The 24085-nt window shown below is 68.8% G+C and carries 25 protein-coding genes; 14 read left to right on the forward strand and 11 right to left on the reverse strand.

The window, feature by feature from the left end:
* Positions 1-20: 20 nt before the first annotated feature.
* From EXE58_RS15745 to EXE58_RS15785, 9 genes are all read right to left on the reverse strand, one after another.
* Positions 21-1166: a YVTN family beta-propeller repeat protein gene (locus EXE58_RS15745; protein WP_208544048.1), complete on the reverse strand. Its 1146-nt coding sequence runs from the start codon at positions 1164-1166 to the stop codon at positions 21-23.
* Between the two features lie 221 nt (positions 1167-1387).
* A complete protein-coding gene (locus tag EXE58_RS15750; RefSeq protein WP_244242257.1) occupies positions 1388-2200 on the reverse strand; it encodes an ATP-binding cassette domain-containing protein in 813 nt (270 codons plus the stop codon).
* A gap of 149 nt (positions 2201-2349) precedes the next feature.
* Positions 2350-3522, reverse strand: coding sequence for an ABC transporter permease (locus EXE58_RS15755; RefSeq protein WP_244242258.1), 1173 nt, complete (start codon positions 3520-3522; stop codon positions 2350-2352).
* Positions 3519-4640, reverse strand: a complete 1122-nt coding sequence (locus EXE58_RS15760) for an ABC transporter permease (protein WP_135268753.1) — start codon at positions 4638-4640, stop codon at positions 3519-3521. Before EXE58_RS15760 ends, EXE58_RS15755 begins: the two co-directional genes overlap by 4 nt.
* 42 nt (positions 4641-4682) lie before the next feature.
* On the reverse strand, positions 4683-4979 hold the full coding sequence (locus EXE58_RS15765; RefSeq protein ID WP_135268754.1) for a hypothetical protein: 297 nt from the start codon (positions 4977-4979) through the stop codon (positions 4683-4685).
* On the reverse strand, positions 4976-5221 hold the full coding sequence (locus tag EXE58_RS15770; protein WP_135268755.1) for a YgaP family membrane protein: 246 nt from the start codon (positions 5219-5221) through the stop codon (positions 4976-4978). The genes EXE58_RS15765 and EXE58_RS15770 overlap by 4 nt, the downstream gene beginning before the upstream one ends.
* A 554-nt stretch (positions 5222-5775) precedes the next feature.
* Complete coding sequence (locus EXE58_RS15775) at positions 5776-6075, reverse strand: DF family (seleno)protein (protein ID WP_135268756.1); 300 nt, start codon at positions 6073-6075, stop codon at positions 5776-5778.
* A 497-nt stretch (positions 6076-6572) separates the two neighbouring features.
* Positions 6573-7028 carry a hypothetical protein gene (locus EXE58_RS15780; protein WP_208544049.1) on the reverse strand — a complete coding sequence of 152 codons (456 nt, stop codon included), beginning with the start codon at positions 7026-7028 and terminating at the stop codon, positions 6573-6575.
* A 65-nt stretch (positions 7029-7093) separates the two neighbouring features.
* Entirely contained in the window at positions 7094-7315 is a 222-nt protein-coding gene (locus EXE58_RS15785) for an SHOCT domain-containing protein (RefSeq protein ID WP_208544050.1), read from the reverse strand.
* Positions 7316-7491: 176 nt separating this feature from the next.
* Here EXE58_RS15785 and EXE58_RS15790 point away from each other — a divergent pair, with 176 nt between their 5' ends.
* The 9 genes from EXE58_RS15790 (at position 7492) to EXE58_RS15830 (ending at position 17094) form a co-directional block, all read left to right on the forward strand.
* Complete coding sequence (locus EXE58_RS15790; RefSeq protein ID WP_425271659.1) at positions 7492-8259, forward strand: response regulator; 768 nt, start codon at positions 7492-7494, stop codon at positions 8257-8259.
* On the forward strand, positions 8256-9380 hold the full coding sequence (locus EXE58_RS15795) for a sensor histidine kinase (RefSeq protein WP_135268757.1): 1125 nt from the start codon (positions 8256-8258) through the stop codon (positions 9378-9380). Before EXE58_RS15790 ends, EXE58_RS15795 begins: the two co-directional genes overlap by 4 nt.
* A 130-nt stretch (positions 9381-9510) precedes the next feature.
* A complete protein-coding gene (locus EXE58_RS15800) occupies positions 9511-9837 on the forward strand; it encodes a glutaredoxin (protein WP_135268758.1) in 327 nt (108 codons plus the stop codon).
* Positions 9830-10774: a cytochrome c biogenesis CcdA family protein gene (locus EXE58_RS15805; RefSeq protein ID WP_135268759.1), complete on the forward strand. Its 945-nt coding sequence runs from the start codon at positions 9830-9832 to the stop codon at positions 10772-10774. Before EXE58_RS15800 ends, EXE58_RS15805 begins: the two co-directional genes overlap by 8 nt.
* Before the next feature lie 22 nt (positions 10775-10796).
* On the forward strand, positions 10797-11420 hold the full coding sequence (locus EXE58_RS15810) for a peroxiredoxin family protein (RefSeq protein ID WP_135268760.1): 624 nt from the start codon (positions 10797-10799) through the stop codon (positions 11418-11420).
* A 132-nt stretch (positions 11421-11552) separates the two neighbouring features.
* Positions 11553-11837 (forward strand): metal-sensitive transcriptional regulator, encoded by a 285-nt coding sequence (locus tag EXE58_RS15815; protein ID WP_135268761.1) that lies wholly within the window; start codon positions 11553-11555, stop codon positions 11835-11837.
* A gap of 26 nt (positions 11838-11863) precedes the next feature.
* On the forward strand, positions 11864-12244 hold the full coding sequence (locus EXE58_RS20395) for a heavy-metal-associated domain-containing protein (protein WP_341869508.1): 381 nt from the start codon (positions 11864-11866) through the stop codon (positions 12242-12244).
* Positions 12245-12292: 48 nt separating this feature from the next.
* Positions 12293-14638, forward strand: a complete 2346-nt coding sequence (locus EXE58_RS15825; RefSeq protein WP_135268762.1) for a heavy metal translocating P-type ATPase — start codon at positions 12293-12295, stop codon at positions 14636-14638.
* Entirely contained in the window at positions 14635-17094 is a 2460-nt protein-coding gene (locus tag EXE58_RS15830; RefSeq protein WP_135268763.1) for a heavy metal translocating P-type ATPase, read from the forward strand. Before EXE58_RS15825 ends, EXE58_RS15830 begins: the two co-directional genes overlap by 4 nt.
* A 50-nt stretch (positions 17095-17144) precedes the next feature.
* Here EXE58_RS15830 and EXE58_RS15835 read toward each other — a convergent pair whose 3' ends face one another.
* Both EXE58_RS15835 and EXE58_RS15840 read right to left on the reverse strand, forming a co-directional pair.
* Positions 17145-17942, reverse strand: a complete 798-nt coding sequence (locus tag EXE58_RS15835) for a DUF305 domain-containing protein (protein ID WP_244242259.1) — start codon at positions 17940-17942, stop codon at positions 17145-17147.
* 9 nt (positions 17943-17951) lie between these two features.
* The gene (locus EXE58_RS15840) at positions 17952-18359 is read right to left on the reverse strand and encodes a four-helix bundle copper-binding protein (RefSeq protein WP_135268764.1); all 408 of its coding nucleotides are present in this window, start codon (positions 18357-18359) and stop codon (positions 17952-17954) included.
* A gap of 1795 nt (positions 18360-20154) precedes the next feature.
* Here EXE58_RS15840 and EXE58_RS15845 point away from each other — a divergent pair.
* From EXE58_RS15845 to EXE58_RS15865, 5 genes are all read left to right on the forward strand, one after another.
* A complete protein-coding gene (locus tag EXE58_RS15845) occupies positions 20155-20547 on the forward strand; it encodes an ArsR/SmtB family transcription factor (RefSeq protein WP_167288946.1) in 393 nt (130 codons plus the stop codon).
* The gene (locus tag EXE58_RS15850; protein ID WP_135268765.1) at positions 20547-21341 is read left to right on the forward strand and encodes a cation diffusion facilitator family transporter; all 795 of its coding nucleotides are present in this window, start codon (positions 20547-20549) and stop codon (positions 21339-21341) included. The genes EXE58_RS15845 and EXE58_RS15850 overlap by 1 nt, the downstream gene beginning before the upstream one ends.
* Positions 21338-22000, forward strand: coding sequence for a methyltransferase family protein (locus tag EXE58_RS15855; RefSeq protein WP_135268766.1), 663 nt, complete (start codon positions 21338-21340; stop codon positions 21998-22000). The genes EXE58_RS15850 and EXE58_RS15855 overlap by 4 nt, the downstream gene beginning before the upstream one ends.
* Positions 22000-22908, forward strand: a complete 909-nt coding sequence (locus tag EXE58_RS15860) for a cation diffusion facilitator family transporter (RefSeq protein ID WP_135268767.1) — start codon at positions 22000-22002, stop codon at positions 22906-22908. The genes EXE58_RS15855 and EXE58_RS15860 overlap by 1 nt, the downstream gene beginning before the upstream one ends.
* Before the next feature lie 359 nt (positions 22909-23267).
* Positions 23268-23816 (forward strand): DUF305 domain-containing protein, encoded by a 549-nt coding sequence (locus EXE58_RS15865; protein WP_167288948.1) that lies wholly within the window; start codon positions 23268-23270, stop codon positions 23814-23816.
* Positions 23817-24085 lie beyond the last annotated feature (269 nt).

Genomic DNA, 24085 nt, shown 5'->3' on the forward strand with positions numbered 1-24085 from the left:
CGTCCGTGTGGTGCCGACGATCAGTGACCGCTCTCGTGGCCCTCCTCGTGCCCATCACCCATCTCGTCGTCAGGCCCTCCTGGCGCATCGGGGACATCGAGTGTGACGTTGTCGCGTTCGGCGTCCAACGCGAGCGAGGAGAAGCTCACACCGTTGGGCTTGTCGCCCACAGGAATTCTGGCCACGACCTTGAGTTCGTCGAGGTCGAGGACTGCGACGTCATCCCCATAGATGTTCGTGATGTAGGCGTGCCGGCTCGAGGGGTCGATGACGATGCCGTGGGAGCCCTGGCCGGTCTCCACCTCGGCCTTTACGGTGAACGTCTTGGTGTCGATGACAGACACCGTGGTCCCGGGCGAGTCCTCGGTGCCTTGATTGGCGACGAGGAGGTAGCGGTTGTCGCCGCTGACGTAGGTCTGGATGGGTCCGTCTCCGACAGCGACCGTGTCGACCAACTCGCGCGTCGTCATGTCGACCTTGGCCACGGCGTCCGCGCCGTTCAGGGAGGCGTAGACGAACCGGCCGTCGGGGGAGAAGGCGACCTGGGCGGGCGCATTCCCTACTTCGACGTCTGTGACCAGCCGGTTGTTCCTCGTGTCGATGACGCTGAGCGTGGTGTCGGCGACGTTCGCCACAACGAGCCAGCGGCCGTCCGGGCTGGGTCGGAGGCCGTGCGGGCCCTGGCCCACCTCGACGGTGCTGATGGCCTTCATGGTGGAGGTGTCGATGACCGAGACGGTGTTGTCTGCGCCGTTCGAGGTGTACGCCGTGGACCCGTCGGGTGAGACCACGACGTGGGCTGGTGCGGAGCCGGTCGGAACCACGCCGTGCAGGTCCAGGCTTTCAGCGGACAGCATCGCGGCGTATCCGTCGTGGCCGCTCACTGTCCACACCGACGCGCCGTCGGGAGCTACCTGCACGTTGTGTGGTCCCTCGACGCCGGCGACGGTGGTCGCGACCCGGTTGGTGGCGGCGTCGATCGCCGTGAGGGAGCCGCCTCCCTCGTTGGCGATCCAGACGGTGCCCTCCACCATGCCGCGGTGGCTCGCGAGGCCTGCCTCGGTCGGGTCCTCGTCTGCGCCGCCGTCGTTGTCGTTGAGCGCGGCAAGTCCACCCATTGCGGCGAGCGTGGCCAGGGCACCTGCGGACAGTGCAGCCACGCGCATCCGTCGACTCCGCTCGTGGCGGTCATTCGGGGGCCGGGTAGTGGTCGTGTGGGGATCGGTGCCGGAGGTTGAGCTCATGGGTGAACCTTTCGCAAGGACGAGATCGGCCCGGTCGGGACCGCGTCATCACCCTCCCGGCCTGACCCAGTCGGATTCGCGGGATTTCGCTGAAGAACCGATGAAGGTCGGGCCCCGTCGATGGACACCGAACTGGCCCATCTTCAGCTCGAGGTTGGCTCTTGGGGCAGGACGCTCTCGATGGACGTCGCCGGTGGAGCGAACCGATCCGGCTGGGTGAGGAACTCCCGTCGGCACGCGTCTGAGCAGAACCACCACTGCTGTCCGCCCCAATCGGCGTGGGGTCCGTTCGGTTCGACCTGCATGCGACAGACCGGGTCCACAGCGAGGGCGGCGAGGTGGCGGAAATGCCCGTCCTCCAACCAGAGCACGCGATCGGCGATCTCCCGGAGTCGATCGTCGTGGCTGACGATGATGATCGAGCGGCGGTCCTCGTCGGCTAGCTGGCGAAGCAGTCGGGCGAGGTCTCGGCCGCGGGATGCGTCGAGGTTGGCGGTGGGTTCGTCCGCGAGCAGAACGGGTGGGTCGTTGGCGAGCGCACGTGCCACGGCGACTCGCTGTTGTTCGCCACCGGACATCTGAGAGGGCCGTGCCGCTGCCCGGTGCGCAAGGCCCACGCGGTCGAGCAGGTTGCGGGCGCGCTGGCGCGCGGGGAGGCCCTTGACCCCGGCCAGGTTGGCAGCAACGGCGATGTTCTCGGTGGCGGTGAGCGCGTCGAGCAGGGCGTAGTCCTGGAAGATGAACCCGAAGGTGCGCGACCGCAGCGCGGGGAGCTCCTTTTCACGCGCCGCGGCGATGTCCACTTCGACGCCGTCACGGGTGGTGACGGTGATGGAGCCTGCGCTCGGCCGCAGCAGTGCGCCGAGCATCAGCAGGAGGGTGGTCTTGCCCGATCCGGACGGTCCCATCACGAGGAGCACCTCGCCGGAGGCGAGGTCGAGATCGACCGCTCGCACGGCGTCTACGGCGATATCGCCTGACCGGTAGGTCTTTGTGAGCCCTCGAACGGTCAGCACTCCGGGCCTGTTCGAATGGCTCGGGGGCCCGCTGCCGCCGGGTGACGAAAGCACCGGGGCGGTGCCGGGGGTGGAGTGCGCGTTGCTGTTCATCGTGTCTCCCGGAAGGCGGTTGCCGCGTCGAGGGACGCAATGCGGCGCAGCGGCCACAGGGCGGCGATGAGGCCGACCAGGAGCGCTGTGCTGGTGGTCTGTGCGATGGCGGCGGTGGTGATGGAGATCTGGACCGCTGGCGCGGCGAGTGGCAGCAACCACGCGAGCGCCAGCGCGGCGGTGGTGGCGACGGCGGAGGCGAGTACGACGGTGAGTAGGACCTGCATCGCCACCGCTGCCGCGAGCCGAGGTATCCGGGCGCCGAGGGCCTTGAGGACGGCGAAGTCCCGCAGTCTGTTCAAGGTGGCCGTCATCAGCCCGAGGGCAATGACGGCGAGCGCGATAACGAGACCGATGCTGGACATCAGCCGGAGCAGGTCGGCGCTCATGTCGGTGACGATGCGGGCCTCGGAGTCGGCGAATTGCTCGCGGGACTGCGCCGTGACCCCGGTGATCTCGGCCTCGATCCGGTCCGCGACCGTTTGTGCGTCGGCGCCTGGGTCCAGTCCGGTGAGGACGTACGAAACACGGGCGTCGTGGATTCGGGCGAACTCGCTGAGTTCGACGAAGACGGTGGTGTTGGTGATGCTGCTGCCGCCGGTGGAGAAGCCGACAGCGCGCAGGGACGTGCCCATGACCGTGAACCGGTCGCCGAGCTGGATTCCGAGCTGGTTGGCTGCCTGCTCGTCCAGGATGGCTTCGCCGGCGATGGGTGTGCGGCCGGCCACGAGCCGTGTGGCGCCGCCCCGGCTGGTGGGGGCGTCGTAGCCGATGAGGTAGGACAACTGCCGGCCCTGTGGCCCGGCCACCGAGCCTGAGGCGAACGCGATTGGAGAGGCCCAGGCAACTCCCGGTAGGTCGGCTACGCGCTCGGGGGTGTCCGCAGGCAGGGACGAGGCGGACATGTGCATGGTGCGCACGCCTTCCTGGGAGACGAACACGTCGGCCGGGGAGGTGCGGATGTAGTAGGTGACCCGGTCGACGGCTCCAGCGAAGATGCCGCCGAGGACGAGGACCAGCAGCAGGGATGCGGCCACGCCGAGAACGGTCAGCGTGGCACGGCGGCGGTCGGCGAACAGGAAGCGGCGCCCCACGGGAACGGCTCGCTCCGCGAGGGCGCGTCGTGGGTGATCGGATGGCCGCCGAGTGGGGTGCATGGTGGTGGTCATCGTCCGCTCCGGAATGCGGAGGCTGCGTCGAGCCCATTGAGTCGGCGTGCCGGGAGCCATGCGGCGAGCAGCGCCATCGTGGCCGCTGCGGCGGCGGTCTGGGCGATGGTGCCGGGGGTGAGCAGCACCGGGAACGCGGGTCGCCACCAGGCGAGGAGCTCCCGGGTGATAACCAGCAGGACGATCGCGGCGAGCGTGCCGAGCACCGTGAGGGCCACGGTCTCCGTCACCGCGATTCGGCGAAGCCGGCCGGGGGTGGCGCCGAGGGCCTTGAGGACGCCCAGGTCCCGCTCTTGCTCGGTGACCCGGGTGTAGGCCACGAGCGCGACGATCAGGGCGCCGGCTGCGAAAGCCACGCCCACCATGAGTCGCACCGGCAAGCCGTAGATGTCGGTAGCCAGCCGCAGCGACGCCTCGCGCAGTTCGGCAGGATTGCGCACGGTGTACCCCTCGTCACGCAGCTGCGCTGCGACGTCATCGGGGTCCTCGGTCGTGACCAGCACCGCCCCGGTGGTGCCGGTAGCCCGCAGCATCTCGTCCATCCCGGCCGTGGTGGTGAACAGCAGCGGGGTCATGAACAGGGCGGTGTCGTCGGTGAGGCCGACCACCCGCATCGGGTGTCCGAGGATGGGCAGCCGATCGCCGAGGGTGAAGTCGTGCTGCTCGGCCCACAAAGCATCGACGGCCACCTCGTCGACGACTTCTGGGGCACGGCCGTCGGCGAAGGCCCACGGGCCGCCGAGACCGCTGCCGGGGTCATAGGCGACCGCGGCGACGGCAGCCTTGCCGTGGGACAGCTCCAGGATCTGATACATGGTGCGCAGCGGCGCGGCGTGTGTCACTCCCGGGATCCGGGAGATCGTCGCGACCGTCGGCGCGGGTAGAGCGCCGGGGTCGGCGAAGAGGTTGCGCGTTCCGGCGGGCACCACGACCAGGTCAGCGCCGAGGTGGTCGTCGTAGGTAGTGACGCGGTCCTGGACGCCGACCCAGAGTCCGGCAAGCAGGAGCATCAGCATCAGGGCGAGCCCGATCCCGGCTGCGCCAGCCCCGGTGCGGACCGGGCGCGTCGTGAGGAACCGGCGGGTGACCGGGACCGAGGCTCTAACCCGGGTCTTCATGTCGGCTCACGTCCCTGTGCCGAGTGTGGCTTGAAGTTCGGGCTACTTGTGACCGCCGGGCATCGCGAACATCATGGCGGCCATCATCGCGGTGCACAGCAGGGCGGTGAAGATGATGCCGGAACCTGCGGCGCCGGTGACGAAGAGCAGGCCGGCGATGACGAGCATCGGGATGCAGCAGGCGATCATCATCAACCCGTGACCACCGTGCGCGCCGTGAGCGCCGCCGTCGGGCTCCCGCGCGGCGTGGTGGGTCTCAGTGGTCGCAGGCGACTCCGGGTGGGGCCATGCCTGAGGATTGTGGAGGGGTTCCCGGTCCATGCCGTTCGGGGTGCTCATGACGTCCTCCCCTTCAGGGATGCGGACACGTGGCCGAGCCTGGCGTAGAGGGGGCAGTGTCCGAGCGCCCCGGTGACGACCAGGTCGAGGCCGGCCAGCACCAGCAGCAGCTCGAGGACGACCGCCACGGTGGAGGCCGCTCCGCCCAGCAAGAACGCGCCGGCGAACGCAGCGAGGCCGCCGATGGCGACGCGAGCGACGCGTTCGGCGGGGGTGATGTTGATGCTCCAACGGTTACTCATGGTTTCCTCCAACTTCGGGGACCGCTGATTTCTGGTCCACTTCGAGGGTCTCGCCGGGCGGTGAAGGTGACCGACGCCGTCTCGTGAAGGTTCACTGAAGATCCACTTGGCACCGAGCTGCGGATGGGCGGTAGGGCTCCGCGACAACCGGCAGAGACAGGTTAGGTGGGAGGAATGATGGGTGCCGCGGTCACTTCTAGGCGGCTGGCTCACCCGGCTGCGCGGACGCCTGTCCAGCGAGCTCGACGTTGGACGGGAGCCCCATCCGGTGCGCCGCCACCGCCCCGCGGACCCGCAACGCGTCCGCGGCCGCCGGTTCAACTTCCCTGAGTAGGCCCTGGCTTGGTCAGGGCCGGTCCCGGCCCAGGGCAACCTGATGCTCCGCGACGTGCGCTCGGTGCCCGCGCGGGAAGACCTAGCGGCACACGATCAGGCCGGGGCGTCGGCACCAGAAGTCATCGCCGCAGTCGCAGGCGGTGGCCCCAACTGCTCGGCGACCCGGCTCCCAACGGCGGCCAACAGGTAGGTGCCGCCGAGCACTAGCAGTAGCCGATTCACGCCAGCACATGCACCAGCTGGTCCGTGGTCGGGGAGCCCCCGAGCCCGCCCGGGGTCGAGTAGACTCGGCACGCCAGCCCCACCTGCTCGCCACCGGACGCGAACGGGTCCACACCGTCGACACGGATGGTCGGCGAACCGATGAACCCGAGCTCCTCCGCCTCCTGAGCGCTACCGACGCGCACCTTGGCCACGTGGACGTCATCGCGGTCCACAGACCGCAGCGCCTCGTGGAGCCGTTCCTCAGCCACCGTCCAGTTCGGGCAGCCATCGAAGTAGAGCAGTTCAACACGCACGGGTTGGTTCCTCCTGAATGGGTCGCGTCGTCTTCCACCGTGCCACCCGAGGCAACACATGCTCCAAGTGCCCTCAGTTTCGAGCCCCAGGTGCTCGGCACGCCGGCACCCGCAAGTGCTTGGTCTCACCAACAAGAGCCGCCACGCTGAGTCGACAACGCCGCGCCTGACGGAGGTGAGGGGCGCGGGGCGGGTGATCGGTTGAGCGGGGCGTAGTTCGCGGGAGGACTCTTACCCACCTACGGCACCTTTCTGCCGAAACTAGGTGCTCGGCTGCGCGTCGGGCGCTCCGCTGGACGAGGACGTCGCCAGCACCAAGTAGGCGATAGACGAGGAGGTCGAGGTCGGTGACGGTGCGCACCTGGCCACTGTGCATCGTCCCCAACACGGGGTGCTCGGCGACGGTGAAGTACCCGTTGACGTGCAGATAGGCCTGCACCAGGGCGACTGCGGTTTCCATGGACTCCTCCGTCGTTCGCTCGGTGTCGGGTGGGATGTCAGTCGTGGTGCCTCTCATGCTCGTCAGGATCTGGCGTCTGCACCGGGGTCCGGTCGCGGCCTGGATTCGGCTCGTCGTCGCTGATGGCGGGGCCGATGAGGAAGGCCGATAGCGAGAACATCAGCGCGAACACGGCCAACGCGAGGGTGGGGGCCTTCCAGGTGCCGAAGCGCCGGTAGAGGCGCCGGAGAAGGGGCAGGGAGAAGACCAATCCCAATACGGCGAACAGCAGGTTGCCGGTCGCCCCGGTGACCAGTACCGCCCCTCCGAGGAGCCCGACGTGGTGCAGCAGGTGGGGGAGCAGGCCCATGATGCCGCTGAACACAGCCGTGACGGCACTCCAGACGGTGATCAGAGCGCCCCGACGCTGGGTAGCTTCATCGGTTGAGTCGTTGGCGCTGGGCTCGTCGAGGCGGTCGTTCGCCACCCCGGTGGCGGTGTGAGGCTCGGACATCGTCACTCCTGTGCCTGACGGAAATGCGTGGTCATCATGCCGCGACGGGGAAGGGGATGAGCGTGCTAGTGCAGCGAGCCGCGCAGCACGCTGCTGCGGGCGTGGTACTCGTCCTCGTCGATCTCGCCTCGGGCGAACCGCTCGTCAAGGATCTGCATCGGATCGCGGTGGTCCGGGGTGGACCCGCCGGAGCGCTGCGTGCGGAACAAGGCCAGGACCGCAAAGACCACCAGCGCCCAGAATGCGACCATGGCCATCGTCATGACGATCCAACCGCCCCAACCCATGCCGTCGTGGTACCAGCCCATCATTGTCCTCAGCTCCTTCGCTCGGCTCGTGGCTCCCACGGTCGCCCGGGCACCACTGCCTCTGGGTCGCGTTCATGTGAAGGTTCGCTGAAGAACGTGCCGTCACCGGTGCTGACCCGCGGTTGACGGGGGGGAGGACTGCCACCATGGCGGGTATGGGCGAAGACGGCAGGGACGAGAAGGCCGGCTCTCCGGCAGCCGGCGCTGCGGGTGGCCGGCCTCGAAGCGGTCTGCGGGCGATGGTGGTCGAGGACGAGACGCAACTGGCGGGACTCATCGGCAGCTACCTCGAGCGCGACGGCTTCGAGGTGGCTGTGGTCCATGACGGGCTCGAGGCGGTGGAGGCCGCCCGCGCCGTCGACCCCGACGTCGTGGTGCTGGACCTGGGCCTGCCCGGCCTGGACGGTGTGGAGGTCTGCCGGCAGCTGCGGACCTTCTCCGATGCCTATGTGGTGATGCTGACAGCGCGCAGCGAGGAGGTCGACACGCTCATCGGACTCTCGGTGGGGGCTGATGACTACCTCACCAAGCCGTTCAGCCCGCGGATCTTGATGGCACGGATCCAAGCCATGCTCCGCAGGCCCCGTCCACTGGGCACGTCGTCCGATGCCCTGGAAGGCGCCCGCACCTTCGGCGCGCTGGTCATCGACCCGCTGGGACGCGACGTGTGGCTCGAGGGCGAACCAGTGGCGTTGACGCGCACCGAGTTCGAGGTCCTCGCTGCCCTGTCCGAGCGGCCGCGGATGGCGTTCAGCCGCCGCCAGCTCATCGACGCCGTCTGGGGACCCTCGTGGGTCGGTGACGAGCACCTGGTCGACGTCCACGTCGGTCACCTGCGCCGCAAGCTGGATGACGACGCCACCCAGTCCCGGTTCATCCGGACCGTCCGCGGTGTTGGCTACCGGATGGGCACGGGACAGTGACCGGCTCCGCACTTCCGGCGGACACGGTCCGTGTCCGGCCGCGGTTCGCCGCGCGGCTCCTCGTCGCCCAAGCCCTGGTGCTGGTGGCCGGAGCCCTGACCACCTGGCTGGTCGCGTCCGTCGTCGGACCCAGCATCTTCAGCGACCACCTCCAGCAAGCCGGCGACACCCACACCCTCGAGGAGACCCGTCACGTGGAGGAGGCCTTCGCCTCGGCGCTGGTGGTCTCGTTCTCCCTGGCGCTTCTCGCCTCGGTCCTCGCGGCGCTGGCGGTCTCGTGGTACTTCAGCCGCCGGGTGCAGCGTTCGATCGGCAACGTGGCCGCGGGGGCAGCACAGATCGCCGCCGGACGGTACGACGCCCGGGTGCCTGATCCCGGTCTGGGTGGCGAGTTCGCCTCCCTCGCACAGACCTACAACCGCCTCGCGGAGAGGCTCGAGGCGACGGAGTCGACCCGGCGCAGCATGCTGGCCGACCTGGCCCACGAGATGCGCACGCCCCTGGCCACGATCGACGCCCACCTGGAGGCAGTCGAGGACGGCGTCCGAGCCCTGGACGACGACACCCTGGGCATCATCCGCGGCTCGACAGGCCGTCTGCGCCGCCTCGCCGAGGACATGACAGCGGTCTCCCGTGCGGAGGAGGGCCTCGATGTCACGCTGCGCCCGGTCGCCGCGGCCGATGTGGCTGCTGGGGCCGCCGACGTCGCCCGGGACCGGTACGCCGCCAAGGGGGTGCACCTGCGCACCGAGCTCGCCGACGCCGGCCAGGTCCGCGTGGACGTCGACCGGTTCGGACAGGTGCTCGGCAACCTTCTCGACAACGCCCTGCGCCACACTCCCGCGGATGGGACCGTGACCCTGTCCTGCCGCCGCATCGACCACTGGGTGGAGTATCGCGTCGCCGACACCGGTCAGGGGGTGGCGGCCGAGCACCTGCCGCACCTGTTCGACAGGTTCTACCGTGCCGACACCGCCCGCGACCGAGGTCAAGGTGGCTCGGGCATCGGGCTGGCCATTGCGCGGGCGCTCGTCGAGGCGCACGGTGGCGGGATCTCGGCGTCCAGCGCTGGGCCCGGACTCGGTGCAGTGTTCACGGTGCGCCTGCCAGGTCTCCGGTAGGGCCATCAGACCCCGGGCCTCGGGGACCAACGGCCGTGCATCTTCAGCGAACCTTCACACAACCTCGCCGCTTTTCGCCGAGGACCCCTCTGATGCTGGACGCTGTCGAACCAGCGCCTTGGAGGAAGCCATGTCCCCACCCACGCCGGCATCCGAGCCGGTACGGATCATCGTCGTGGACAGTGAGGCCTGCCACTTCTGCGAAGACGCGCACCGGGCGCTCGCGGCGCTCGCAGCCAGCTACCCACTGGATGTCGACAACGTGGATGTGCGCAGCGAGGCGGGACGCGCGTTGATGGCACGCCACCGCGCGCCGATGAGCCCGCTGGTCCTCCTCGACGACACCTTCTTCAGCAGCGGCCGTCTGCCCCGACGCAAGCTCGAGAAACTCCTGAAGGGCAGGTACGACGAGGCGCAGGGTGCGGTCACCGCTGCGAGGGAGACTCACCATGGGTGATCTGCTGACCACCGGCTCGGTCCTCGCCGCGTTCTTCGCCGGAGGCGTCGCCCTGTTCGCGCCGTGCTGCATCGTCTTCCTCGCCCCGTCCTACCTGGCGGTGGCGGTGAAGAACCGGCGGTGGCGACTGCTGCCGCTCACCTTCGTCTTCGCTGCCGGGCTGGCGCTCGTGCTCGTGCCGATCACGCTCGGCATGAGCCTGGTCGCCTCGACCATCGCGAACTACCACGCACCGTTGTACTACGCCGGCGGTGCGCTGATGCTGGCGTTGGCGGGACTCAGCCTGTCCGGCCGGATGCTGAGCATGCCGTCCTTCCTCCGGGCCCCCGACACCACCGGTGGGGACTCGGCCAGCTTCTTCACCCTCGGGGTCTTCTCCGGAATCGCCAGCTCCTGCTGCGCCCCGGTGCTCGCTGGCGTGATGACCCTCTCCGCCCTGTCCGGCTCCGCCATCGGAGGAGTGACCCTCGGACTGGCCTACACCTTCGGCATGGTGTTCCCTCTGTTCCTGATGGCCCTGTTCTGGGACCGCTTCCGCCTCGGGGAGCGGCGGATCCTGCGGGCCAAGCCGGTCCGCCTCCGGCTGGCGGGCAGGGCGCTGGCCACCAACACCATCAACATCGCGGTCGCCGTCGCGTTCACGCTCATGGGTGGCTTCGTCATCTACCTGGCCAACACCGGCCAGATGACCGGTGGTCCGGGGTTCCAGGTCTCCATCGGCAAGGGACTGTCCGAGATCCTCGGCCGCATCGAGGCCTGGACCGACCCGGTTCCCGAGCCCGTGCTCGGACTCGCCGTCCTGGGCCTCGCCGCAGTGTTCGTCATCGCGACGCTGCGTGACCGGCACCGACCGGCCCCGTCGACCGGCGTGGAGGCCGACGCGCACGCCGCCTGCCACGCCCCGGCGGCAGACGCTCACCCCGAACACCACAGCTGACCAGGACCCTGGAGGAACCGTCATGTCACACAAGGCCGCCGAGCAATCGCGCCATGAACGCCGACTGCACGCCGAAAAGGCTGCGCGTGCAGCAAGTCGTCGCCGCCGCCTGCGCATCACGATCGGTCTCGTCAGTGCCTTGGCCCTGGTCGCCGTCGTCGCGGCAATGATGCTCAGCTCACGCCCCGAGTCCTCCAACACGATCCGCACGGCCCCCGACTTCACGCTCACCGACACCGCCGGAAACCAACACACCCTTGCCCGACACCGCGGCGAGAACGTGCTCCTCTACTTCTCCGAGGGCGCCGGCTGCCAGTCCTGCATCGTCCAGATGGGCGAGATCGAGAAGCAGGCCGACGCCTTGGCACAAGAGGACATCACGGTGCTGCCGATCGTCATGAACACCCGTCAGCAGATCACCGCCGACATGGCCGCCAACGGAGTCACCACGCCCTTCCTGCTCGACGACGGCACCGTCTCCGAGGCCTACGGCACCCTGGGCAACGGCATGCACGCCGGCCTCCCCGGCCACAGCTTCGTGCTCATCGACAAGCAGGGGCGGCAACGCTGGTACGGCGAGTACCCCTCGATGTGGCTGGACCCCGAGGACCTCCTCGACCAGGTCCGCAGCAAGCTCGGCGCCTGACCTCCAAGGCAGCGGCCTGGCCTGATGAAGGTTCGATGAAGGTCTCTCCGGCAGCCTTGCTTCCGTACCCCTAGGGGGTATCCTCAAATGAGAGCAGATACCCGAGACCGGAACAGGTAGGAGGTGGTCGCGATGGCTGTCGAACCGGGCTACATCACCGAGAAGCAGGCAGTCCTGACAAGGCTGCGCCGCATCGAGGGCCAGATTCGCGGTCTGCAGCGACTGGTGGATGAGGAGCAGTACTGCATCGACATCCTCACCCAGGTCTCGGCCGCTACCAAGGCCCTCGAAGGTGTCGCGCTGGTTCTCCTCGACCAGCACCTCGAGCACTGTCTGACGCACGCCACTGACCCCGCCGAGGCCCAGCAGAAGCTCAACGAGGCCTCCGCAGCGATCCGGCGACTCGTCCGCTCATGACCGACCCGTTCAACGAAGGAGTACTGATGCCCACGACCAAGACCAGCACCGACCTCCAGCTGCTCGACACCTCCGCAGACGGCGGTGGGTGCGGCTGCGGAGGGTGCGGCTGCGGATCCAGCACCGAGACCAGAAGCTCCACAGGCACCAACACTGAATCGACCGCCACCGCCGCAACGAAGGGAAACCAGATGACCACCAACACCTACGCCGTCACCGGCATGACCTGCGGTCACTGCGCCAGCGCCGTCACCAGCGAGCTCAGGAGTCTCGATGGGGTCACCGACGTCACCGTCGACCTCGTCGCCGGCGGCACCTCCTCGGTCACCGTCACCAGCACCCAGCGCCTCGACCAGTCCCAGGTGTCCGCTGCCCTCGACGAGGCCGGCGACTACCAGCTCGCCTGAGGCTCCAACTTTCATACCGAACCCCCGTCCCCTGCAGGAGGCACAGTCATGACACTGAAGGCCAGCACGCCTGGTGCCGTCAACGACGTCGAGCTCGCCATCGGCGGAATGACCTGTGCCTCCTGCGCCGCCCGCATCGAGAAGAAGCTGAACAAGCTCGACGGAGTCACCGCCACGGTCAACTACGCCACCGAGAAGGCCAAGGTCAGCTACCCGACGACGCTCAGCCCCTCCGATCTCGTCACCGTGGTCGAAGCCACCGGCTACACCGCCGCTGTGCCCGTCCCGGTGACCGGCGATGAATCCACCACTGCCGAGCCCGAATCGGACGACCGGGACCGCGAGGCCGCGAGCTGGCGGCAGCGCCTGATCGTCTCCACCGTGCTCACCGCACCGGTCCTGGCCCTGTCGATGATCCCTGCGCTGCAGTTCGACAACTGGCAGTGGATCTCCCTGACCCTTGCCTCGCCCGTCGTGGTCTGGGGCGCCTGGCCGTTCCACCGCGCCGCGGTGACCAACGCCCGCCACGGCGCCGCCACTATGGACACCTTGATCTCCGTCGGAGTCACCGCAGCCTGGCTCTGGTCGCTGTGGGCACTGCTGTTCACCCACGCCGGAATGACCGGGATGCGGATGCCGTTCGACCTCTTCCCCGACGGCGAGGCGGATGTCCACATCTACCTCGAGGTCGCAGCCGCGGTCACCACCTTCATCATCGCCGGCCGCTACTTCGAGGCCCGTGCCAAGCGCCAGTCCGGTGCGGCACTGCGCGCCCTGCTCGACATGGGCGCCAAGGACGTCGCCGTCCTCCGCGACGGCGCAGAAGTACGTGTGCCGGCGAGCCAGCTCGCGGTCGGGGACCGGTTCCTCGTGCGCCCCGGCGAGAAGGTCGCCACCGACGGCGTCGTCGAGGACGGAACCTCGGCCGTCGACGCCTCCATGCTCACCGGAGAACCAGTCCCCGTCGAGGTGGGCCCTGGTGACGTCGTCGTGGGCGCGACCGTGAACGCCGGCGGCCGCCTGGTGGTCCGGGCCACCCGCGTCGGAGCCGACACCCAGCTGGCACAGATGGCACGGCTCGTCGAGGACGCCCAGAACGGCAAGGCCCAGGTCCAGCGCCTCGCAGACCGCGTCTCTGCGGTCTTCGTTCCCATCGTGATCGCCCTCTCCCTGGCCACACTCGCCGGTTGGCTGCTGACCGGCCACACCGTCACGGCGGCGTTCACCGCCGCAGTGGCGGTCCTGATCATCGCCTGCCCCTGCGCCCTCGGGCTGGCCACACCCACCGCCCTGCTCGTCGGCACTGGCCGCGGCGCCCAGCTCGGCGTGCTCATCAAGGGCCCCGAGGTCCTCGAGTCCACCCGGGTGGTCGACACCATCGTCCTGGACAAGACCGGCACCGTGACCACCGGACGGATGGAACTCGTCCACGCCGTCCCCGCCGACAACGTCGACGACGCCGACCTGCTCCGGCTGGTCGGAGCCCTCGAGAACGCCTCCGAACACCCCATCGGCCAGGCCATCGCCACCGGCGCCAGCCAACAACTCGGAACTCGCCTGCCCGACGTCGAGGGATTCACCTCGACCCAGGGCCTCGGGGTCGCGGGGATGGTCGAGGGCCATGCGGTCGTCGCGGGACGGCCCGGCTGGCTCGCCCAGGAATGGAGCCAACCCCTCGACGCGCAGCTGGCGCAGGTGGTCGATGACGCCGAGCAGCAAGGACGGACCGTGATCGCCGCCGGCTGGGACGGCGCGGCCCGCGGTGTCGTCGTGGTCTCCGACGCCATCAAGCCCACCAGCGCCCAGGCCGTGGCCGAGCTCAAGGACCTCGGACTGAGGCCGGTGCTGCTCACCGGAGACAACGAACGCGCCGCCCGCGCGGTCGCCGCCGAGGTGGGCATCGACGAGGTCATCGCCGAGGTCCTTCCGGCCGACAAGGTCGCCGTCGTCGAACGCCTGCAACGCCAGGGCCGCACCGTCGCCATGGTCGGGGATGGCGTCAACGACGCCGCCGCGCTGGCGACATCCGACTTGGGCATCGCCATGGGAACGGGCACCGACGTCGCCATCGAGGCCTCCGACCTCACCCTGGTCCGCGGCGACCTCCGCGCCGCCGTCGACGCGATCCGGCTCTCCCGCCGCACCCTGCGCACCATCAAGGGCAACCTGTTCTGGGCCTTCGCCTACAACGTCGCGGCACTGCCCCTGGCCGCCCTCGGCCTGCTCAACCCACTGATCGCCGGCGCCGCGATGGCGTTCTCCTCGGTGTTCGTGGTCTCCAACAGCCTGCGGCTGCGCCGGTTCCAAGCGGTCTCCACGCAATCAACCGACACCCCGCACCCCGACCCCGACCCGACCAAGACCAACCTTTCCAAGGTGGAGGCACGACGATGACCACGCACCAACACCACACCGGGCACCACGATCACGACGCGCCGCGTGACGGCCGCGCGACCGCCGTCCTCGAGGTGTCCGGGGTTCAGTGGGCGACCAGCAAGAACGTTGCTGAGGCCGTGCTCTCACGCCAGCCCGGCGTGCTCACCGTCGACGCCAACCCGGTCGCCCAGACCGCCACCGTCGTCTACGACCCGGAACGCACCAGCATCAGCGAGCTGCGCGACTGGGTCCGGGAGTGCGGCTTCCACTGCGCCGGGCAGTCTGTTCCCAGCCACGTGTGCGACCCGATGCTCGAACCAGGTCACGAGCACCACGTCGGCCACGTTCAACAGGTCGAACATGGCGGCCACGACGCGCACAGCGGCCACGCCGGTCCGGCTTCGCCGGTCTCGTCACCACACGATGCGATGGGCCACGGTGGACACGGCTCGATGTCGATGGCCGACATGGTCCGCGACATGCGCAACCGGTTCCTGGTCGCCGTACTGCTCGCCGTGCCCGTCTCGCTGTACTCGCCCATGGGGCGCGACATGCTCGGCTTCGACGCGGCCGCCCCGTTCGGTATGCGCGATGACATCTTCGCCTTGATCCTGTCCCTGCCAGTCATCTTCTACTCCGCGTGGATCTTCTTCGACGGCGCCTGGCGAGCACTCCGGGCCAGGACGCTGGACATGATGGTGCTGGTCGCCGTAGCCGTCGGCGCCGGCTGGCTCTACTCCCTCGGGGTCACCGTCACCGGCGGCGGCGAGGTCTTCTACGAAGCCGCGGTCATGCTCACCGCATTCGTGCTGCTCGGCCACTGGTTCGAGATGCGAGCACGAGGCGGCGCCAACAACGCGATCCGCACCCTGCTGGACCTGGCCCCGCCGATGGCCGTCGTGCTCCGCGACGGCGAGCCCGTCGAGGTCCCGACCTCCGAGGTCCAGGTCGATGACCTGCTCATGGTGCGGCCCGGGGCGAAGATCGCCACCGACGGCACCGTCGAAGAGGGCGAGTCAGAGGTCGACGAGTCCATGGTCACCGGCGAGAGCCTCCCCGTGCACAAGGCACCCGGCGACCAGGTCATCGGCGCCACCGTCAACGCCAGCGGCACGCTCCGGGTGCGCGCCACCAAGGTGGGCGCCGACACCGCCCTTGCCCAGATCGTCGCGCTGGTGCAACAGGCGCAGAACTCCAAGGCCCCCGGGCAGCGGCTCGCAGACAGGGCCGCGTTCTGGTTGGTCCTGGTTGCGCTGGTGGGTGGAGTCGGAACGTTCCTGGTCTGGCTCGCGGCCGGCGCCAGCGTGCAGACCGCGCTGCTGTTCGCCATCACCGTTGTCGTGATCACCTGCCCCGACGCCCTGGGGCTGGCTACCCCCACGGCGATCATGGTCGGCTCCGGCCTCGGCGCCAAGCGTGGGATCCTGTTCAAGAACGCCACCGCGATCGAGTCCTCCGCCCGCATCGACACCGTCGTGTTCGACAAGACCGGCACCCTCACCAAGGGAGAGCCCGAGGTCACCGATGTCGTGGTCGGCGACTTCGACCACGACCGGGTGCTGGCCCTCGCGGGCGCACTCGAACGCGAGTCCGAGCACCCTCTCGCCCGTGCCGTCGTCCGGTACGTCGAAGCCACCGATGTTCCTCGGCTGCGCGCCACCGCATTCCGCAACGTCACCGGCATCGGCGCCCTCGCCGAGGTCGACGGCCACAAGGTCGCCATTGGCAACCGACGCCTCATGGAGTCGGAGGGCATCACGATCGGCGACCTCGGCTCAAGGCGCGACGAGATCGCGTCGGGAGGTCGTACGGCAGTGTTCGTCGCCGTCGACGGTCGGGTCGTTGCCGTGTTCGGCATTGCGGACGCGGTCCGCGAGACCTCGGCTGCCGCGATCGCGGCGCTCCACCAGGCGGGCATCAGGGTGGCCATGCTGACCGGCGACAACCGCGCGACTGCCGAGCGGATCGCCGAGGAGCTCGGTATCGACGACGTCATCGCCGAGGTGCTGCCCGAGGACAAGGCGCACCAGGTCCAGCAGCTGCAGGCGCAGGGCCGCACGGTGGCCATGGTGGGCGACGGCGTCAACGACTCACCCTCGCTGGTGCAGGCTGACGTCGGCATCGCAGTCGGTGCGGGCACGGACGTCGCGATCGAGGCCGCGGACGTCGTCCTGATGCGGTCCGATCCGCTGGACGTCCCGGTGGCGCTGACGATCGGGCGCGGCACGCTGCGGAAAATGCGCCAGAACCTCGGCTGGGCGGTGGGCTACAACGCGATTGCGCTCCCCATCGCAGCGGGCGTTTTCGAGCCCGCGTTCGGCCTTGTGCTCCGCCCGGAGGTGGCCGCGCTGTCGATGTCAGGATCCAGCTTCTTGGTTGCGGTCAACGCGCTGCTGCTGAAGCGCCTCCGGCTCCCGAATCAGCCATCTGGCGCGGGGCCGGTGGCGGAAGAGCGACTGCAGCCCGTGGGCTGACTCCCGCAGATGGCTTGCCGGCTCGGACGCCGGCAAGCCTCTGCGTTGGGTCAGCGCTGTGCCAAGCCCAGATGAGGGAGGGCCAGCACGAGGTCGAGGATCCCCAGTGCCGTCCACTGATCCTTTGGGGTGCCGGCGGCGGACCCCCCGAACTCCGGGACGGGGCGTTCGTCGGCCTCCGCCTTCGTGGTGGCCGGTCCGTTCTCCTCGATGTCCTGGACCAGCCAGTCCATCTCCTTGATCTCCTTGCGCTGCGCCGCCGCGATGCCGTCCGCCAGCTCGCGGACTCGAACGTCCTCGATCCCGGCTCTCTCGCTGGTCAGGATCGCGATCGAGTGGTGGGGGATCATCGCCTCCATGTAGCTCTCGTCATCGACGAGTGCCTGCGAGCGCGACAGGTACAGCGCAGTTCCACCGAGCACGATGGCGCCGAGGACGATGCCGATGTTCACCGCGCGGTTCCGGTACATCATTCCCCACATGAAGGCGAGCATGATCAGTGCCATCGCCGCGCCCATCAGGAGCGCCATGTACACGCGCTCCTCGCTGAAGCGGACATGATCGGCACTGAACGCATTGGTGTACGTGAGCCCGAACATGACGACAGTGGACGTCGCGATCATGAGCCCGAAGCGCAGGTACATCTTCGCCTCGTGGTGTCCGCCCGACTCGCGGCCGTGGTCTCCGTTGTTGCTGTCTGCGGGCTCGGAATGTTCGCCGGCCCCGGGATGGCTGGCATTCTGTGGTTCCTTCTGCTGACGCTGGTTCATCTTGTCTTCCTCAGGATCGAAGTCGTTGCGGACAGGCGCGCACGGGATGACCGAACCGCTCGGATCCGGCCATCCCACGCGGCCGCGTTAGCCGATGGCGCTGAGGAGGCGGTTGCAGGCGTCCTCGCACCGCCGGCAGGCCTCGGCGCAGATCCGGCAGTGCTCGTGCATCTCGGCGTGCTGCTCGCACTCCTCGGCGCAGGACTTGCAGGCCTGAGCGCACGCCTGCAACACCGCCCGGGTGATGTTGGCGTCGTAGCCGGTGTGGCGTGACAGCACCCGGCCAGTCGCCTCGCAGATGTCGGCGCAGTCCGCGTTCGTGCGGATGCACTTGGTCAGTTCCGCGACCATCTCCTCGCTCAGACACGCATCGGCGCACGCCGTGCACGCCTGAGCGCACTCCACGCATGCTTCGACACATTGCGCCAGGAGTTCGCGGTCGGTGTTGATCTCCGCCGGGTAGGTCTTCATCATGTCGCTGATCGTGCTGGTCATGAGTTTCTCCGTCTCTCGTGAATGCGGTCCTGGGTTGGCGAACGGGACTGGGCATCACGTGGTGCGCTGCCCAGCCGCGCTGGAACCCCTATGTCCGCATCACCGGAGACGTGCGAGGTGGAGCAAGCAGTGGCGGACTTCCACGGGCACTTGCCACCCAGTGAGCGGCCAGGAGCAGCACTCGGCGGACGCCGCTGTGCGAGAACGCCGAGACACGCCACCAACCGCGCCGGCACAACAGCAGGACGCCGACACCGAGCAAGGTCAGGCACGCGCCGAGCAGGTGCAGGAGATGCGCAGCGCTGGCCCCGTCTCCAGCATCATGACCAGATCGGGATCCAGGCCCGTCGCCCTTTCCGCGTCGGACCCCCTGGAATGAGGGGGCGGCGTCGACGTCACCGGCCACGTCGGAGACCACCGCAGGTGCCGGCGCTGTCATGCCCACGTGGCGGGCGAACACGTTGTCGCCCGACACGCCGGTGAGTACGAAGAAGCCGGCCATGAGGCACCCGACGAGCGAAGGGGCTCGTCGCGTGAAGGGTCGCTTGCGAGGGACCATTGCATGACCTATACCCCGATCGGCTCTGGGCCATACCATCCGTGCCGGACTCTTCGCTGGGGCGGCGCTCGGCTATGACCGTCGTCTGCGTGCGTCAGCGTGTCGTCGTGAGAGTCCCACGCGAGGAACGCCGGACACTCCCACGAGAACCCGCATGAGATAGGTGGCGACAGGGTGTCGATACGGACTGTCTGCTGCATGAACACCTCCACTCCCACTGACACCACAAGCCGTAGTGACCGCGTTCGAGGATTCCGTCAGTTGCTGGAGGATCTCGCGGCAGTGTCGGACGGAGCATTCGAAGGAACTGAAGTCGGCGCGCTTCCGCCCGTCGTCGTCACCGTACGCGTCCACGTTCGCAGGGCTGAGGAGCTAGACGTGGGCGGCGCGAGCGGACGCACGTAGGCGGGGGAGCCCCGAGTGTGCTGCAGGTGTGCGACCTGTCGCGCATGGGCAGAACCTCCGGGCCTGCTCCGGAAGGTCCGGAGGATGTGTGTGATTGATTGCGTGGGGCAACTGACGCCACACCATGCGTCGGGACGACTCCACCGGGGAGTCACTCGCAGAAGGCACGCCGCATGACTCTCTTCACCGATCGCTCCGTGTACAGCCCGCTGGCGGACAAGCTGCCACAGCTGCGGCCGCGCTACATCGACGTGGCGCGCTACTCAAAGGCGGGAGAGGGGGGAGTAGCGGGCCAACGGAGCGCTCACTTCTCGCGCTACGCCGAGGATCCCGACATCCAAGAGCTTCGCCGCATCCCTGAGGCGGCCTGGGATCCGAAGCAACCGGAAGTGGGAGCTTTGCATCGCATCACGTGGCGATGGGGTCGGGTCGGAGCTCCAGCCGGCCCATACGGGCGGACACCCGCACTCCTGCTGAAGTGGCGACACCTCGGCGGGGCCTGTACGACGGTCTCATCTGCACCGTCGTTGCCGACGCAGACGGCTACTCCCTCGTCGAGATGTGGGCCGAGGCTGGCCTCTTGGCCCCGCGTAGCCCGGCGCGGCGCTATCAAGACTTCGCCAGCCAGTCACCGACACGCTGGACTGAGCCACCGTCACAGCCGGCGGAACGGAGTGGCTCTGCCTTCCGACGAGTCGACGAACGTGTAGTGGGTGGCATGGGCGACCAGGCCCGAACACGGCAGGAACTCCCCTGAGGACGCCAATGCGTGCGTACCGCCGTCCACCCGGGGACGACACCGACGTTTCGGTGCGCTAACATCGCCGAACTATGATGCCAACTACCGATGATGCTGCCGCTACTGCACCGCCCGCGTCCCTCGAACGCGCGGGCCTTGACGCTGCCGCCTGCCTCTTCCACGGCCTCAGCGACCGGAACCGGCTCATCATCCTCCGCCACCTCGCCCTTGGTGAGCACCGCGTCGTCGACCTGATGGCGCACCTCGGGCTCGCCCAGTCGACGGTGTCCAAGCACCTCGCCTGTCTCAAGGACTGCGGCCTGGTCGACTCCCGCCCCCAGGGCCGCGCGTCTCTGTTCTCTCTCACCCACCCCGAAGCCGTGCTCGACCTGCTCGCCACCGCCGAGCAGCTCCTCGCTCTGACCGGTGACGCGGTCACGCTGTGCCCCAACTTCGGCACCGACACACTCCTCACGGACGCCTGATGACCGCCCACGTGCACGCCCCTGCCGCGCTGACGCTTCAGGACAAGGCGCGCCTCGGTCGCCGTGCCCAGCTGCTCGCCGGCGCGTCGGTGACCTACAACCTCATCGAGGCGGTCATCGCCATCTCCGCCGGCATCATCGCCGGGTCGGTCGCGCTCGTCGGGTTCGGACTCGACTCGATCGTCGAGGTCTCCAGCGGGCTCATCATCTTGTGGCAGTTCCGCCACCGGCTCCCCGAGTCCCGCGAACAGCAGGCGCTCCGGCTGATGGCGCTGTCGTTCTTCGCGCTCGCCGCCTACGTCACCTTCGAGTCAGTCCGGGCACTCTTGGGCGACCACGACCCCGACACATCAACGGTGGGCATCGCGTTGGCTGCAGCGTCGCTGGTCATCATGCCGTTCCTATCCTGGGCCCAGCGCCGCACCGGCAAGGCCCTCGGCTCCAATGCGGTTGTCGCCGACTCCACGCAGACCCTGCTGTGCACCTACCTGTCCGCAGTCCTGCTCGTCGGGCTGGTCCTCAACGCCACCCTCGGCTGGTCATGGGCCGACCCCATCGCGGGGCTCATCATCGCCGCCGTCGCGGTCAAGGAGGGCCGCGAGGCCTGGCGCGGAGAGGGCTGCTGCGCGCCCATGGCCTCGTCCGCTCACGACCACGGCGACGCTGCTTCCGGGTGCGGCTGCGCCGGCGGCACGTGCACCGACGGCTGCTGCACACCCGCCGACCAGACCGCCGAGACAGCGCCGGCACCCGAGGTGTTCCAGATCGGCCGCCCGGGCGGTGAGGACCGATGACGGGCACGACGCCCGCGGTCCTGGGGCTGGGCTTCTACGCGGTCTACCTCGGTGTCGGGTTCGGCCTGCGCACGTGGGTGCAGTGGCGCCGTACCGGTGACTCCGGCTGGCGAGGCATCTCCGGTCGCTTCGGCTCCCCGGAGTGGTGGGCCGGAGTTTTGTTCACCGTCGCGCTCATCGCCGGAGTCCTCGGGCCCGTCACCGCCCTGCTCGGACTCGACCCGGTCGCAGCCCTCGACGCAGCCCCTGCCCAGCTGCTCGGCGTCTCGGCGGCTCTCGCCGGCATCGCGGCGACCTTCGCCACCCAACTCGCCATGGGCACTAGCTGGCGCATCGGCGTCGACGAGACCGAATCCACCGACCTCGTCACCACCGGTCCGTTCGCGCTGGTCCGCAACCCCATCTTCACCGCCATGGCCACCACCGGACTCGGCCTCGGGCTCATGGTCCCCAACCTCGTCGCGCTCCTCGGGTTCGTCCTGCTCCTCGTGGCACTGCAGCTACAGGTCCGCGTCGTCGAAGAGCCCTACCTGCTGCGTGCCCACGGCCAGTCCTACGCCACGTACGCGGCCACCGTCGGCCGGTTCATCCCCGGACTGGGGCACCTCCCGGCCGCACCCGCTGCCGACCGGCGCCGGCCGACGCAGGAAGCCGTCTGATGGGCGCTGGACAGAGCCACGGCCCCGCGGCTGGGCATGCCGGCGGCCGGCACCGCTGGCGCCTCGCCGTCTCCTTCGGCCTCATCGCCGTGTTCTTCGTCGTCGAGCTCACCTACGGCCTGCTGTCCGGGTCTCTTGCACTGCTCTCTGATGCCGGGCACATGGCCGCCGACGTCGTCGCCCTGGGTGCTGCGCTCGTCGCCACCCGCATCGCCACCCGACGTGACACCACCGGACGCCGCACCTACGGGTCCTACCGTGCCGAGGTCTTCGCCTCCGGTCTGGCCGTTCTCCTGATGCTGGGTGTCGCTGTGTACGTGGTGGTCGAATCCGTCGGCCGCATCGGTGAGAACGTCACGGTCGAGACCGGCCCGATGCTCGTCGTCGGTGCGCTCGGCCTGCTCGTCAACGTCATCGCGATGGTGCTGCTGCGCGGCGGCGCCGCCGAGAGCCTCAACGTCAAGGGCGCCTACCTCGAAGTCGTGGCCGACACCGCCGGCTCGGTTGGCGTCATCGCTGCCGGCCTCCTCGTCGCGGCCACCGGCGAGTCCTACTGGGACACCTTGGTGGCGCTGGCCATCGGCACGTTCGTTGCCGTGCGTGCGGTCATGCTCGGCCGCGAAGTCCTCGCCGTCCTCGGCCAGCACGTCCCCGCCGGGATGGAGCTGGACAACGTCACCGCCGACCTCGAGGCCATCGACGGCGTCGACGACGTCCACGACCTCCACGTGTGGACCCTCACCTCCGGCATGCACGTCGCCACCGCCCACCTCGTCGCCCGCGACACCACCGCAACCTCTGTCCTCACCGAGGCGCGACGGGTGCTGCGCACCGACCACGGCATCGAGCACGCCACCTTGCAGGTCGAAGCAGCAGCCGACAACGGCTGCCAAGAGCTCGACTGGTAGCGGACCGGGCCGACCGTCACTCAGCGTCGGCACCAGCCACGCCGCCCCTAGGGGACCCTTCTGAGCAGGGCGCGGGACGTTCGCCTCTGGTCATCGCTTCCCGCCGAGCGCACGGTGGAGGGAGCGAACCTTGGAGGTTTGAGATGAGACGCCCTGTTGTGTGGCTCGTGGCCGTCGTGACGGTGCTCCTGGTAGGGGCAACCACGGCTGTCGCAGTGAACCTTGCGGACAACGATGACCGATGGTCCGGTCCCGGCGGCGCAATGATGATGTCTGACCGGGACGACCGGCCCCATCGAAACTGGCAGCCGGGTGGGGACGGAACTGGACCGATGATGCCCGGCATGCACGGGGTACGAGTGAGCAGCGAGAACGCCTACCTGGCCGAGATGGTCGCTCACCACGAAGAAGCGGTAGCGGCGGCACGAGAGCTGCGGCGCTCACCGCTCGCGAAGATGCGTGAGTTCGGTGCCGCCATCGTCACCTCACAGTCCACCCAGATCGACCAGATGCAGCAGTGGCTGGCCGACTGGTACCCGAACCGGACCGAGCAACCGGACTATGAGCCGATGATGCGAGACCTGACCGGCCTGTCCGGCCAGCGACTGGACCAGGTGTTCTTGCAGGACATGACCTGGCACCACATGGCAGCGGTGATGATGTCGCAGCGGCTGCTGGCGCGGGGACTGGCCCAGCATGACGAGGTCGCGGCGCTAGCTCGAACCATCCGCAACGAACAGCACGACGAGATCGTTGAGATGCGCCGGTGGCTGCGAGACTGGTTCGGGGCTGACTGGCATCACGGCCCACGCGATGGCGGATGGCACGGAATGCACGGCATGAGCGGCTCGCGTGGCGGCGGATGGAACGGCATGCACCCCATGGTCGGGCCGCGGATGATGGGGTAGCCAGGCCTGCCGCCGACTCCAAGACGAGCACCACCTTCGACTGCGTCTCCCCCTCTGGACTCCGGGGTACAGGATGCAAGACCACTCGTCGCAGGCCACCGTGCGGATGCAAGTGTCCCGTTCGGAACGTAAGTGTCTCGGCCGGAAGCCCGAGTGTCCCGCCCGGAACCAAGTGTCCCGGCTGGGATGCGGACACTCCTTCGAGACTCCGCACCGCCGTTCTGGTCATGAAGCTGGCCGGCGAGGGATGACCGTCCGACATCGCGGCA

Origin of the sequence: Nocardioides seonyuensis (assembly GCF_004683965.1) — a bacterium.
GTDB classification, from domain to species: domain Bacteria; phylum Actinomycetota; class Actinomycetes; order Propionibacteriales; family Nocardioidaceae; genus Nocardioides; species Nocardioides seonyuensis.